Here is a 13295-nt window from a genome sequence, read left to right as displayed (position 1 = left end):
TGTTGGTTGGTGTAGTCACCTGCAATCAGCAGGTGGAAACTTAGGGGCGGGCCAGAGTGTCGTGGCCGACGGTTGCCTGGGGCGCGATAGCTGCAACGGCATCGAGGATTGATTTTTTGTCAGCCGCATAGCGGGTGCGGAAGCCGGTATCGACGGGGTTGCCGTTGAGTGACCAGGAGAGGACGGCCAGGCCGTCCTTCTCGACGAACTTACCGTTCATACCGGCTTCGGTACGCACACCGATAATGTCGCTGGCGGGAATCCAGATATCTTGGGAGCCGTTGCGCATGATGATGACGGCGTCCTCGTAGACGAAGAAGACACCGGTTGATTTCACGCCCAGGGTGTTGGTGGCGATACGGTCGAGCCAGTCCCCCATGACGGTAGTGGCAACGTAGGTGCCGGGTACCGCAAGCAGGGATTCGGCGTCGTCGTAGCGTTCGGGCACATCGAGTAGGGTGCCCGTGTGGATCTGACGCTGTTTCCTGTTCTTCCAGCCCTGCCACATAGCCCAAAAGATGAGGGCTGCGATGAGGGCCAAAATCATGGTGGGAATCAGCTTGTCAGACACGGGCGCTCCTAGCGATTAGTTTGCGGTCGGGGTGTTGAGCTTACCGTCGAGCACGGTGGGGTGGCCGCCGAAGAAGGTGGCTACGACCGCGCCGGGTACTTCCAGGCCCCGGTAGGGGTTGTTCTTACCCTTGGTTGCCTGAGCGGCAGGGTCAATGACGCGGGTGGCTGCGGGGTCAACCAAGACCAGGTGGGCGGGCTCCCCCGCTTCGAGCGGACGGCCCTGGTCGGCTGCCAGACCGATTTCGGCGGGCTTGGTACTCATAATGCGGGCAACGTCGGCCCAGGTAATGTAGCCGGTATCAACCAGGGTCTTCTGGATGATAGACAGGGCCTGTTCCAGGCCGGTCATACCGTTGGCGGCGCAGGCCCACTCACAGTCCTTGGACTCGGCGGGGTGGGGTGCGTGGTCGGTACCGATGATGTCGATGATGCCATCGGCAACTGCCTGACGCAGGGCCAGTACGTCCTCTTCGGTGCGCAGGGGCGGGTTGACCTTGTAAACGGGGTCGTAGGTGCGCACCAGCTCATCGGTCAGCAGCAGGTGGTGGGGAGTGACCTCGGCGGTTACCTTGATGCCGCGTTCCTTAGCCCAGCGCACGATTTCAACGGAACCCTTGGTTGACAGGTGGCAGATGTGCAGGCGGGAGCCAACGTGTTCAGCCAGCAGCACGTCGCGGGCGATGATGGATTCTTCAGCAACAGCGGGCCAGCCAGCCAAACCCAATTCTGCTGACACCTTGCCCTCGTTCATCTGGGCGCCTTCAGTCAGGCGGGGCTCCTGGGCGTGCTGGGCGATAACGCCGTTGAAGGTCTTGACGTATTCCAGGGCTCGACGCATCAGGGCCGGGTCCCAGACGCACATGCCGTCGTCTGAGAAGACGCGCACCTGGGCACGGGATTCAGCCATAGCCCCGATATCTGAGAGGCGCTCCCCTGCCAGGCCCACGGTTACAGCACCGATGGGCTGAACCTTGACCCAGCCGGAGTTCTTACCCAGCTCGTAGACCTGCTCCACCACACCGGCAGTATCGGCAACGGGGTTAGAGTTGGCCATAGCGAAAACGGCGGTGTAGCCACCCAGGGCTGCGGCACGGGTACCGGTTTCGACGGTTTCGGCGTCTTCCTGGCCGGGTTCACGCAGGTGGGTGTGCAAATCTACCAGGCCGGGTAGAGCGATAAGCCCCTGCGCCTCAACAACCCGAGCTGCGGCGTCCTCAAGGTTTTCGCCAATCTCGGCGATAGTGCCGCCCTTGATCAGAATATCGGCGGTCTTCTCACCAAGCAGTGAGGCGCCCTTGATGAGGTAAACAGATTCAGTCATTGTTTCTCTTTCGTGCAGGGCTTAGGAGCCGGGGTAGAAATCGTTGGCAGAGCCACCGGTCATGAGCAGGTACAGTACGGCCATGCGGACGGACACACCGTTGGTGACCTGACGGAGCACCCAGGAACGGGGCGAATCTGCTGCTTCGGCGCAGATTTCGAGGCCGCGGTTCATGGGGCCGGGGTGCAAAATGGCGGTTTCGTGGGCGGACGCGTCGAGGCGGGCAAAGCGCTCGGGGGTGAGACCCCACAGGCGGGAGTATTCCTCGGATGAGGGGAAGAAGGCCGCGTTCATGCGTTCTTTCTGGATACGCAGCATCATCACCGCGTCAACTCCCGACTCGATGGCGTCGTCGAGGTTGTAGTAAATCTCTGCCGGCCAGTTTTCGATATCTACCGGGAGCAGGGTGGGCGGGGCAACGAACTTGACGGTTGCTCCCAGGGTGTGGAGCAGCCAGAGGTTGGAGCGTGCCACGCGGGAGTGCAGGATATCGCCCACGATCGCCACCCGCAGACCCTCTAGAGTGAGGCCGCGGGTTGTGACGCCCTCAACCTGGGCCTTGAACTGGCGCAGGGTCATGGCGTCAAGCAGAGCCTGGGTGGGGTGGGCGTGGGTGCCGTCACCGGCGTTGAGCACCGGCACGTCAATCCAGCCGGCTTCAGCCAGACGCTGGGGGGCACCCGATGCGCTGTGGCGAATCACCACGGCGTCGGCGTTGATAGCGGCCAGGGTCTGGGCGGTGTCTTTGAGCGACTCCCCCTTAGAGACAGATGAGCCCTTGGCCGAGAAGTTGATGATGTCGGCAGACAGACGCTTTTCGGCAGCTTCGAAGGACAGGCGGGTGCGGGTCGAGTCTTCAAAGAAGAGGTTGACCACGGTGCGCCCCTGAAGCACGGGGAGTTTCTTGACTTCGCGCTGGCCGACCTCGCCCATGTAGTCGGCGGTATCGAGAATGTTGAGGGCATCGTCAAGGGAGAGATCCTTGGTATCGAGCAGGTGACGCACGGCTACTCCCCTCCTTCCTGGGCTGAGGTAGTGGAGTGGGCGGGCTGGGAAATAATCACCTTGTCATCCTCACCGTCGATGGATGAGAGCAGCACCTTCACCGATTCATGGGTGCTGGTGGGCAGGTTTTTTCCCACGTGATCTGCGCGGATGGGGAGCTGGCGGTGGCCGCGGTCAACCAGCACAGCGAGGCGGACGGCGTCGGGGCGGCCGTAGTCCTTGAGGGCATCGAGGGCGGCGCGGATAGTGCGCCCTGAAAAAAGTACATCGTCAACGAGGACGACGGTGCGCCCCTCAATCCCCGCTGCGGGCAGGCGGGTGGGCTCAGGCGTCCGCCCCGGTTTTGAAAGCAGGTCATCACGGTACATAGTGATGTCGAGCTGCCCCAGAGAAAAAGCGGGGTTGAAGCCGGAATCGGTCTGGGCAATTTTATCGGCCAGACGCTGGGCTAGGGGGAAGCCGCGACGCGGAATACCTAGAAGAACCAGGTTCTCGCTGCCCTTGTTGGCTTCAAGAATTTCGTGGGCGATGCGAGTAAGAGCTCGCTCAATGTCGGCTGACTCCAGGATGACCCGGTGGGCTCCTGCAGATACGTCGGTGGGTACACCGGTGGTATCGGTCATGTGCCGGCCTCCTTCCCCGCCTCACAGGACGGACTTAAAGGTTGCTGTCACACCTCAATGTATCACGTCCACCCCTCACCGCGGCTGAATTTGAGACAGTTTTCAGTAGGTACCGTTTAAATCAGAAAAACCCACCAACGAGGTGGGTTTTTCTGATTTAAATGGTACCTATGGGCCTAGGCCAGCAGGGTGGGCTTCACCTGGCGCAGGCGGTCGAGCAGGCCATTCACAAACTTGGGTGAATCGTCGGTCGACAGCAGGCGAACCAGGCCGGTAGCCTCTGAGATAGCTACGGCATCGGGAATCTCATCGTTGAAGAGGAGCTCCCAAGCGCCGAGCCGCAGGGCCACGCGGTCCACGCTGGGCATGCGGTCCATAGTCCAGTCCTGGGCGTAGGTTTCGATGTACTCGCGAATCTCTTCATCGTGGTCGCGGACGCCACGAACGATCTGCTCGGAGTAGAGTGAAATCTGCGCTGAGGTGTAGGTGCGGCGGCGAATCAGGACGTCAATGACGTCGTCGCCGCGCTGGTCTGCCTCAAACAGGACTTCGAGGGCGCGAAGTCTAGCTTTGGTTCTTGAATTCACGGTGCTTAGTCGTTGACGCGGCCGAGGTAGTCACCGGTGCGGGTATCGACCTTGACCTTGGTTCCGGTTTCGAGGAAGAGGGGCACCTGAATCTCAGCACCGGTTTCGACGGTTGCAGGCTTGGTGCCACCGGTGGAGCGGTCGCCCTGCAGGCCGGGCTCGGTGTAGGTGATTTCAAGGACGACGGATGCAGGCAGCTCGATGTAGAGGGGTGAACCTTCGTGCATGGCGATGGTTGCGGTCTGGTTTTCGAGCATGTACTTGGCGGCGTCGCCAACGGTGACCTCAGAAACGTTGATCTGGTCGTAGGTCTTCAGATCCATGAAGACGTAGTCGGTGCCGTCCTGGTAGAGGTACTGGTAGTCTGAGCGGTCGACGGTTGCGGTATCAACCTTTGCGCCGGCGTTGAAGGTCTTATCAACTACCTTGCCTGAGGTGACGTTGCGCAGCTTGGTGCGCACAAAGGCGCCACCCTTACCGGGCTTGACGTGCTGGAATTCGATGACGGACCAGAGGTTGCCGTCAATCTTGAGAACGACACCGTTCTTGATATCTGCGGTAGTAGCCAACAGACTCTCCTCTAAACTGAAATTTTCAATAAGCGTTGCGGGGTAAACCGTAGACCAGTCTACCGTGTGCTCTGCGGGTTTGAGGAGTTTCTTGGTGAGACTCACACGAGATATTAGGGATCAGCTTTATACAGAAGGACCAGATTACTCTCAATGGTATGTCACGAGGTGAACTACTTTGGGAGGAATCTGGTCCCTACTGGTTAGGCGGCAATTTCCTGGTAGGTCATAAACAGGATGGAGTCGTCGGGCACCTCGTAGATGCGGGGTTTGCCCAGACTTTCGAGCACTACGAAGCGGAGCATGTTACCGCGGGCTTTTTTGTCGCGGCGCATGGTGTCCAGCAGCTTGGGCCAGCGGTCTGCCGGGTAGGTAATGGGCAGGTCAAGAGCGGTGCATATGGCGCGGGTTCGCTCAACGGTTGCCTCATCCAGGTAGCCAGCTGCCAGTGAGAGTTCTGCGGCAAAAACCATGCCAACTGCAACAGCAGCCCCGTGGCGCCACTGGTAGCGTTCAGCGTGCTCGATGGCGTGCCCCAGGGTGTGCCCATAGTTCAGGAATTCACGGCGGCCCGATTCCTTCAGGTCTTCAGAAACAACTTCGGCTTTGACCCGGATGGAGCGCTCAATGAGCTCCCGGACAACCGGGGACTGCGAATCGCGAATCTCGCTGGGATTAGCCTCAATCAGATCCAGAATGACCGGGTCTGCGATGAAGCCGCACTTAATGACTTCGGCCATACCGGTGAGTAGCTCGTGTTCGGGTAGGGTGCGCAGCACGCCCAGTTCGCAGAGGACGGCAGCGGGCGGGTGGAAGGCCCCCACCAGGTTCTTGCCCTCTGCGGTGTTGATGCCGGTCTTGCCGCCGACCGCGGCGTCCACCATGCCCAACAGGGTGGTGGGGATGTGGATAACGCGGACGCCGCGCAGCCAGGTCGCTGCCACAAAGCCAGCAAGATCGGTGACGGCGCCGCCACCGACGGAAATAATCGCGTCGGTGCGGGTGAAGTCGTTCTGGCCCAGCACCTGCCAGCAGAAAGCGGCGACCTGGATATGCTTGCCCTCTTCGGCGTCCGGAATTTCAGCCGAGTATGCCTCAAAACCCGCTGTACGCATCTGCTCCATCACCAGCTCACCGGTGGAGCGCAGGGCGCGGGGGTGGATAACGAGAATGCGCTGGGTTCGTTTGCCCAGGATTTCGGGGATTGTACCGAGCAGGTTGTGGCCTACGTAAACGTCGTAGTTTTCTGAAGGCTGGGTGCCGGTGACAGGTATGACGGTGGTGGCCTGGTCGCTCACGCTTGACCCTTTCGGTTCTTGATGATGAAGTTCTGAATTTCGGCTGCCATGTCGGCTATTCCCCGGCCTCCGCAGGCGTCCAGGGTGTAGCTGGCGAGCTCTTCGTAGCGGTCCCGCCGGGCCTCAAATATTTCGGTCCATTTTTGCACCGGGTTGGGCTGGAGCAGGGGCCGGGTTTTGCTGTTCTGAATACGAGGGGCCACGGTTTCGGCGTCAACCTTGATGTAGATAACGGTCTCGTCTTTGAGCACCCGTGCCACCTCGGGGGTCATGGGCGCTCCCCCGCCAAGAGAAAAGATGGTGTTGCGCCGGGCAGGTGAAGTGAGCACCTCACGGATTACTTCAGCCTCGATACGGCGGAACTCAGCTTCGCCGTAGTCAGCAAAGATTTGTGACACCTCACCGTATTTTTCGACGATGAGGTGGTCAGAGTCGAGGAACTCGTAGCCGTAGAAGCGCGCGAGGTGCGTGCCTATGTACGATTTGCCCGCCGCCATGGGGCCGATGATCACGACCGGGCGGGATTTTTCGATATAGGTTTCTTGCACCTCGCGCACCTGGTTGGGTGCGAGCACCTCGGTCATGTCGATCGCGTGGTCACGTGATCGGGGGGTCATGGTTAGGCGTCCCACCCTGCTACGTTGGATTCCCAGGCCAGGGATTCGGGGATGGCTGCCAGGTAGGAGTCCATGTTGCGGCGGGTTTCGGTGATGGAGTCGCCGCCGAACTTCTCGAGGGCTGCCTCTGCCAGCACCAGGGCGACCATGGCTTCTGCTACGACGCCGGCTGCGGGCACAGCACAGACGTCTGAGCGCTGGTGGTGGGCGCGGGCAACTTCACCGGTGGAGGTGTCGATGGTGGCCAGGGCCTTGGGCACGGTGGCGATGGGCTTCATGGCGGCGCGTACACGCAGCAGGTCACCGATGGTCATGCCACCTTCGATACCGCCTGCGCGGTTTGAGACGCGCTGGACGCCGTGCTCACCGGGTACGATTTCGTCGTGGGCACGGGTGCCGGGGCGCTTGGCGGTTTCAAAGCCGTCGCCTACTTCTACGCCCTTAATGGCCTGAATACCCATGAGGGCTGCGGCCAGGCGGGCGTCGAGGCGGCGATCCCAGTGCACGTAGGAGCCGAGTCCCGGGGGAAGACCGTAGGCCAGAACTTCTACCACACCGCCCAGGGTCTCGCCGTCCTTGTGGGCCTTATCGATGGTAGCGACCATGGCTTCGGAGGTTGCGGCGTCGAAGCAGCGCAGGGGGTCGGCGTCGAGGGCAGCAACATCGCGAGGGGTAGGACGCGGGGCGTCGGCGGGGGCTGCTACCTCAGCGATAGCGGTGGTGTGGCTGACCAGTTCTACGCCGAGAGCCTTAAGAATCTGAGCTGCAACGACGCCCAGGGCTACGCGGGTTGCGGTTTCGCGGGCGCTGGCGCGTTCAAGGACGGGGCGGGACTCGTCGAAGCCGTACTTCTGCATACCGGCGAAGTCTGCGTGGCCGGGGCGGGGGCGAGTCAGGGCCGCGTTGCGGGCGCGCCCCTCAATCAGGGCGGGATCAACGGGGTCTGATGACATTACATCAACCCACTTGGGCCATTCAGTGTTGGCGATTTCGATGGCTACAGGGCCGCCCTGGGTTTTACCGTGACGGACACCGCCGAGGATGCGCACGCGGTCCTCTTCGAACTTCATACGGGCACCACGGCCGTAGCCGAGGCGGCGGCGGGCTAGAGCATCGCGCACCATCTCGCTGGTAAGTTCGACACCTGCCGGTACGCCTTCAATAATTCCTACCAGGGCTTCGCCGTGGGATTCACCGGCTGTGAGCCAACGTAGCATCTCTAACCTTCTTTACGTTTGCCTGTGGGTCTTGTGTTCTAAGATTTCCAAAAATAGCGGTCGATAGCAAACCGCTACTTCACGATTCGGTACGAGTAGTCTCAGCGTGTGAGCCAGGCTGATTCGTTCACCGATTCGGGTTCAAAGTCTGTAACCGGTAGCCCTACCGCCTGACGCATGGCGGTGAGCACTTCGTCCTGCCGGGGTAAGGGGCGGCTCCTGTCGTGGCCGGTAAAGAGCTTGACCTGGTCTACTGCCTGGTACATCAGCATCTCAAGGCCGCTGGTCACGGCCCCTCCTCGGGCCTCCCACTCCCCCGCTAGAACCGAGGGCCAGGGGTCATAAGAGACATCGAGCAGGTAGCCCGCAGATTCACCCCGTTCTGCGGTAGCCAGCAGCCCATCGGCTGCTCCCGCAGGAAGGGTACAAACGGTTACATCAAACTCCGCATAGCTTTTTGCGAAGCTATCGATGGGCAGGAAGTCAAGGTGCAGACCCAGGCGGGTGGCGGCGTCCGCAACCCCCTGAGCCCGGCTAGCGTCGCGTACAAAGACGCGGACGCCGTCCGCCCCCATGGCGCGCAAGGCGGCAAGGGCGGCGGTGGCGGTACCTCCGCCACCAATAATCGCAGCACGAGCAGGCTTGCCGACGAAACCGGCCTGGCGCAGGGCATTGACGATACCCGACACATCGGTGTTATCGCCCCAGGAGACCAGCCGGCCATCAGTTTCGTGCTTCCAGTAGACGGTATTGACCACACCGACCGCTTGGGCAAACGGGGTCAGATAGTCCAGCTGCTCTTTGACCGCTGATTTCAGCGGCATGGTGACAGAAAAGCCGCGGGTGCCCCGCTCGGGAGTGTAGCGGGCAAAAACGTCGGCCAGCTGGTCCTCGCGAGTATCTAGCCGGTCGTAGCCCATCTCAAGCCCCATAGCCCGGTAGGCGGCCAGATGCAGCAGGGGTGATTTACTGTGCTTAATGGGGTGCCCCAAGACATAAGCCTTGGGGCACTCGGTAACCTGCTTACTCATTAGGAGCAGACACCCTCGTGAGCTTTACAGAATTCATCGTATACTTCAACATTCTTCAGATGCTGTTCGTAGGTCTTAGCGAAGAGGGTCTCACCGGTGAAGAGGTCAACGGTGACCCAGAAGTAGTAATCGTTCTTCTCAGGGTTGGCAGCTGCCTTAATAGCCGCTAGACCGGGTGAACCGATAGGACCTTCGGGCAGGCCCTTGTAGTAGAAAGTGTTGTACTTGTTACTGGCGTCCTGCTTCTGTTCATTAGAGATATGGTAGCTCTGAATACCCAGGCCGTAGGCAACGGTTGCATCGGACTGCAGGAAGCCGCTGGTTTCGCCATCTGGGTTATTCAGGCGGTTCTCGATAGCACCGGCAATTGGGTAGTAGTCAGCCTCGCGACCTTCGAACTCCAGGATTGAGGCAACGGTAATCACGTGGAAGATTCGGTCATCGCCAGAAACACCGGCCTCTTCTAGAGCGTTGAAGGTGTTATCAACCATCATTTGCAGGATTTCTTCAGCACCGGCGTCCTTGGGGAAGCGGTATTCGCCCGGGAAGAGGAAGCCCTCAATCGTGGGGAACTGTGAAGGAATACCGAAGCGGGTGGGATCGGTTGATAATGCCTTGAACTCTTGGGCGCTAATACCGGTGCCCGTAGCAAGAGCTTCAAAGGTCTTATCCATACGCCAGGTACGGGCAACCGCCACGTAGTTGGTGTTGGCTTCGTCAAAACGCAGGAGCTCACCCAGAGCAGCAGCGCTGCTCATTTCTTCTTGCATTGTGTACTCACCGGGTTGGAAGAACTGGTCCTGGCCTTTATCTGAGTACTCCTGCAAGAAACGGTCGGCGTTTGCAATGATGCCCTGCTCTTCCAGAGAGTTAGCGATGCTAATAGCCGATGCGCCCTCGGGAATAGTGAAGGTGACTTCGGTGCCGTTGCCCTCGCCCGCGTAATCCTTACGTTCGAACCAGCCGTACTGGGGGGCCAGAATCGATACGACCAGCACCAGGGCTACCGCAAACACAAGGCCTGCGGAAATCACAAAGTTGCGGGAGCGACGGCGGGTACGGTCACGGTCTGCTGCGGTGTATTCATCTTCGTCGACGGCGGTGAAGAACCCACCGTTAGCTCCGTCTTCGGTTGAGCCGAGCAGGCCGTCAAGGTCGGTCTGCTGGTTCTTGGTGCGGCGGCGCGGCGGGCGGCTAGAACTCGAGTTCTCAGACATTCGGGTTCTCCGTTTCGTCGTTGGAGGTGCTGGAATCAAGCTCATCGTGAGGGATCGTGAGCTCAACACGGTAACCGGCCAGATGCTGACCAGCCTTGAGGGTGTCGATGGCGTGCTGCAGGATATTGACGGCAGCAACCTGGTCGACCATGGTCTTGAATTCTCTGCTTGAAACCCCGGCCTCGTGGAGCGAGCGGTGGGCGCTCACCGTGGTGAGTCGCTCATCGACCAGCCACACGGGCACGGAGGCATCGTCAGCAGCAAGTTCCTGCACCAGGGCCTCGGCATACTCGCGGGCCATGAGGGTCGAGGGGCTCTCTCCCCCGCGCATGGTCTTAGGTAGCCCCACAAAGACTTCGGTGACTTCGTTAACCTCAATGAGCTTGCGAAGTACCCGCCGGTCTGAGTTCTTTTTCAGGTCGCGGCGGAGGGTCTTGAGGGGGGTTGCGAGTATGCCGTCGGGGTCGCACAGGGCAAGGCCGACGCGGGCATTGCCCACGTCGACTCCCATGCGGCGGCCTCTGGTGAAGGTCACTGGGTTAGGCCCCCAGCTCTGAAATGGTGGATCGGATAGCGGTGAAGGCTTCGTCGATCTTGGTGGCGTCCTGGCCGCCGCCCTGGGCGACGTCGTCCTTACCGCCACCGCCACCGCCGAGCACACCGGCAGCGACGCGGACGAGGGCACCCGCCTTAACGCCGGCATCGCGGGCAGCCTGGTTGGTGGCAACCAGAATAACCGGACGGCCGTTGTTTACACCGGCAACGGCTACGGTAGCGGCCTCTTCACCCAGGCGAGAGCGCAGGTCAAGGGCCAGTTCGCGCACGCCGTTGGCGTCCAGCTCCCCTGCGTTGTGCAGGAGGGTGCGGACGGAGCCCACCATCTGGGCAGTTTCGGTCAGCTTACCGGCCTCAGCCTGCAGTTTTTCCTTGCGAAGCTTTGCCAGTTCCTTCTCGGCTTCCTTGAGCTTGGTCAGGGTCTGGTTAATCTTCTCGGGCAGTTCGGTGGAGGACTGTACCTTCATCAGACCGGTCAGCTGGTTGACCAGGGTGCGCTCGGCAGCCAGGTGGTTGAAGGAGTCTAGACCGACAAGAGCTTCAACACGGCGGTTACCCGAGCCAACAGACTGCTCGGTGAGCAGGGTTAGGGAGCCGATCTGAGCGGTTGAACCAACGTGGGTACCGCCGCAGAGTTCGCGGGAGAAGTCGCCGCCCATCTCGACCACACGCACGGTGTCGCCGTACTTTTCGCCGAAGAGGCTCATTGCGCCGAGCTTCTTAGCTTCGTCCAGGGGCATCTCGCGGGTAATGGTCTGGAAGTTGTCACGGATAGCGGTGTTAGCTACCTCTTCGACTTCCTGCTTAGCGGCGTCAGAGAGACCCTCGCCCCATGCGAAGTCGAAACGCAGGTAGCCTTCCTTGTTGAAGGAACCGCGCTGGGTTGCTTCGTTACCGAGCACCTGGTGCAGGGCTGCGTGGATGATGTGGGTGCCCGAGTGAGCCTTTTCGCCGTCCTGGCGGCGCTGTACATCAACCTGGGCAATAACGGGGGTGCCTGCTGCAACCTCGCCCTCGCGCACAACTGCGCGGTGCACAGAGAGACCCTTGACGGGCTGCTGCACATCTGAAACGTCAATGGTGAAGCCGTTACCGGTGATCACGCCGGTATCAGCTGCCTGGCCGCCTGCTTCTGCGTAGAAGGGGGTTTCGTCGAGTACGATTTCAACCTTCTGACCTGCGGACGCCGCGGGTACAGAAACACCGTCGACTAGGATGGCTCGCAGGGTGGTCTCGGTGCGCAGTTCGTCGTAACCGGTGAAAATAGAGCCGCGTTCGTCAGCCAGTTCTCGGAAGACAGAGAGGTCGGCCATGCCGCCCTTCTTGGCCTTAGCGTCGGCCTGGGCACGGTGGCGCTGTTCTTCCATGAGGGCACGGAACTGGGCTTCGTCGACCTTCACGCCGGCTTCTTCAGCCATTTCGAGGGTCAGGTCGATGGGGAAACCGTAGGTGTCGTGCAGGGCAAAGGCATCTGCGCCAGATACCTCGCCCTTGCCGGTCGCCTTCGCTGAAGCAACAGCTTCTTCCAGGCGGGTGGTGCCTGACTCGATTGTCTTGAGGAAGGCCTTCTCTTCGGCGTAGGCGATACGGGAGATGCGCTCGAAGTCTTCAGCAACGTAGGGGTAGGCACCGGCCATAGCGTCCTTAGAGGCGGGGAAAAGGACGGGCAGGCAGGGCTCGGTCACGCCCAGCAGACGCATGGCGCGGATAGCGCGGCGCATGAGACGGCGCAGGATGTAGCCGCGGCTCTCATTTGAGGGGGTGACACCGTCTGCAATGAGCATGAGGGATGAGCGGATATGGTCGGCAACCACGCGCATACGCACATCGTCTTCGTAGCCCTCGTCGTTAGCGTTTTCAGAGCCGTGGTACTTCTTACCGGAGAGCTTAGCTGCGGCGTCGAGGACGGGGCGTACCTGGTCGGTCTCGTAGAAGTTCTCAACACCCTGCAGGAGCATGGCCAGACGTTCTACGCCCAGGCCGGTATCGATGTTCTTCTTGGGCAGGTCGCCAAGAATCTCAAAGCTATCCTTGCCTGTACCCTCACCGCGCTGGTACTGCATAAAGACCAGGTTCCAGATTTCGATGTAGCGGTCGTCGTCGGCTGCGGGGCCGCCTTCTTTACCGTACTCGGGGCCACGATCGTAGAAGATTTCAGAGTCGGGGCCTGCGGGGCCGGGCTGACCGGTGGACCAGTAGTTCTCGGCCATGCCCATCTTCTGTATGCGCTCGGCGGGGAACTTTACGTCGTTGACCCAGATGTCGTAGGCTTCATCGTCGCCCTCGTAGACGGTGACCCACAGGCGGTCGGGGTCCAGGCCATAGCCGCCTTCTTCGATGGATGAGGTGAGCAGCTCGTAAGCCCAGGGGATAACTTCCTTTTTGAAGTAGTCACCGAAGGAGAAGTTACCGGCCATCTGGAAGAAGGTACCGTGGCGGGCGGTCTTGCCAACCTCGTCGATATCCAGGGTACGGATGCACTTCTGCACGCTCACTGCGCGGGAGAACTTGGGGGTCTCACGACCCAGGAAGTAAGGGATGAAGGGGACCATACCCGCGATGGTGAACATGGCGCCGGGCTCGTGTGATACGAGTGAAGCTGAGGGTACTACGGTGTGCCCGCGCTTTTCGAAGAATTCGATCCAGCGCTTTGAGATTTCCTGTGAGAGCATCGAGGCTTTC

Annotated in this window: 13 protein-coding genes; all 13 read right to left on the bottom strand. The window is 60.5% G+C overall.

Translation table 11 applies throughout. The features are described 5' to 3' along the window. Positions 1 to 40 precede the first annotated feature (40 nt). Positions 41 to 571, bottom strand: coding sequence for a hypothetical protein (locus L6963_RS08470; RefSeq protein WP_237206598.1), 531 nt, complete (start codon positions 569 to 571; stop codon positions 41 to 43). A gap of 15 nt (positions 572 to 586) precedes the next feature. Beyond that, the gene (locus L6963_RS08465) at positions 587 to 1894 is read right to left on the bottom strand and encodes a dihydroorotase (protein WP_237206597.1); all 1308 of its coding nucleotides are present in this window, start codon (positions 1892 to 1894) and stop codon (positions 587 to 589) included. A gap of 21 nt (positions 1895 to 1915) precedes the next feature. Further along, positions 1916 to 2899 (bottom strand): aspartate carbamoyltransferase catalytic subunit, encoded by a 984-nt coding sequence (locus tag L6963_RS08460; protein WP_237185721.1) that lies wholly within the window; start codon positions 2897 to 2899, stop codon positions 1916 to 1918. A 2-nt stretch (positions 2900 to 2901) separates the two neighbouring features. After that, entirely contained in the window at positions 2902 to 3522 is a 621-nt protein-coding gene (gene pyrR, locus L6963_RS08455) for a bifunctional pyr operon transcriptional regulator/uracil phosphoribosyltransferase PyrR (protein ID WP_237206596.1), read from the bottom strand. Positions 3523 to 3698: 176 nt separating this feature from the next. Then, the gene (nusB, locus tag L6963_RS08450) at positions 3699 to 4109 is read right to left on the bottom strand and encodes a transcription antitermination factor NusB (protein ID WP_135012288.1); all 411 of its coding nucleotides are present in this window, start codon (positions 4107 to 4109) and stop codon (positions 3699 to 3701) included. 5 nt (positions 4110 to 4114) lie between these two features. Beyond that, positions 4115 to 4678, bottom strand: a complete 564-nt coding sequence (gene efp / locus L6963_RS08445; RefSeq protein WP_237193834.1) for an elongation factor P — start codon at positions 4676 to 4678, stop codon at positions 4115 to 4117. A gap of 203 nt (positions 4679 to 4881) precedes the next feature. After that, positions 4882 to 5976, bottom strand: coding sequence for a 3-dehydroquinate synthase (gene aroB / locus L6963_RS08440; protein WP_237193835.1), 1095 nt, complete (start codon positions 5974 to 5976; stop codon positions 4882 to 4884). Further along, a complete protein-coding gene (locus tag L6963_RS08435) occupies positions 5973 to 6593 on the bottom strand; it encodes a shikimate kinase (protein WP_237185725.1) in 621 nt (206 codons plus the stop codon). The genes aroB and L6963_RS08435 overlap by 4 nt, the downstream gene beginning before the upstream one ends. A gap of 2 nt (positions 6594 to 6595) precedes the next feature. Then, positions 6596 to 7810 (bottom strand): chorismate synthase, encoded by a 1215-nt coding sequence (gene aroC, locus L6963_RS08430; RefSeq protein ID WP_237193836.1) that lies wholly within the window; start codon positions 7808 to 7810, stop codon positions 6596 to 6598. Between the two features lie 101 nt (positions 7811 to 7911). Next, complete coding sequence (locus L6963_RS08425) at positions 7912 to 8841, bottom strand: shikimate dehydrogenase (protein ID WP_237193837.1); 930 nt, start codon at positions 8839 to 8841, stop codon at positions 7912 to 7914. Beyond that, a complete protein-coding gene (gene mltG, locus L6963_RS08420; protein ID WP_237193838.1) occupies positions 8841 to 10058 on the bottom strand; it encodes an endolytic transglycosylase MltG in 1218 nt (405 codons plus the stop codon). Before mltG ends, L6963_RS08425 begins: the two co-directional genes overlap by 1 nt. Beyond that, a complete protein-coding gene (gene ruvX, locus L6963_RS08415; protein WP_237195143.1) occupies positions 10051 to 10569 on the bottom strand; it encodes a Holliday junction resolvase RuvX in 519 nt (172 codons plus the stop codon). The genes mltG and ruvX overlap by 8 nt, the downstream gene beginning before the upstream one ends. 28 nt (positions 10570 to 10597) lie before the next feature. Continuing rightward, complete coding sequence (gene alaS, locus L6963_RS08410) at positions 10598 to 13285, bottom strand: alanine--tRNA ligase (RefSeq protein WP_237206595.1); 2688 nt, start codon at positions 13283 to 13285, stop codon at positions 10598 to 10600. Positions 13286 to 13295 lie beyond the last annotated feature (10 nt).

The sequence above is a fragment of the Rothia nasimurium genome (assembly GCF_928392795.1).
In the GTDB taxonomy this organism is placed as follows: domain Bacteria; phylum Actinomycetota; class Actinomycetes; order Actinomycetales; family Micrococcaceae; genus Rothia; species Rothia nasimurium_F.
The sequence above is the reverse complement of the archived record's forward strand: the minus strand, read 5'-3'. Positions and strand labels throughout refer to the sequence as shown.

Coding starts and splice junctions, on each gene's coding strand:
- L6963_RS08465 (WP_237206597.1), bottom strand. CDS start 1,894: ATGACTGAATCTGTTTACCTCATCAAGGGCGCCTCACTGCTTGGTGAG.
- pyrR (WP_237206596.1), bottom strand. CDS start 3,522: ATGACCGATACCACCGGTGTACCCACCGACGTATCTGCAGGAGCCCAC.
- L6963_RS08435 (WP_237185725.1), bottom strand. CDS start 6,593: ATGACCCCCCGATCACGTGACCACGCGATCGACATGACCGAGGTGCTC.
- aroC (WP_237193836.1), bottom strand. CDS start 7,810: ATGCTACGTTGGCTCACAGCCGGTGAATCCCACGGCGAAGCCCTGGTA.
- L6963_RS08425 (WP_237193837.1), bottom strand. CDS start 8,841: ATGAGTAAGCAGGTTACCGAGTGCCCCAAGGCTTATGTCTTGGGGCAC.
- mltG (WP_237193838.1), bottom strand. CDS start 10,058: ATGTCTGAGAACTCGAGTTCTAGCCGCCCGCCGCGCCGCCGCACCAAG.
- ruvX (WP_237195143.1), bottom strand. CDS start 10,569: ATGGGAGTCGACGTGGGCAATGCCCGCGTCGGCCTTGCCCTGTGCGAC.
- alaS (WP_237206595.1), bottom strand. CDS start 13,285: ATGCTCTCACAGGAAATCTCAAAGCGCTGGATCGAATTCTTCGAAAAG.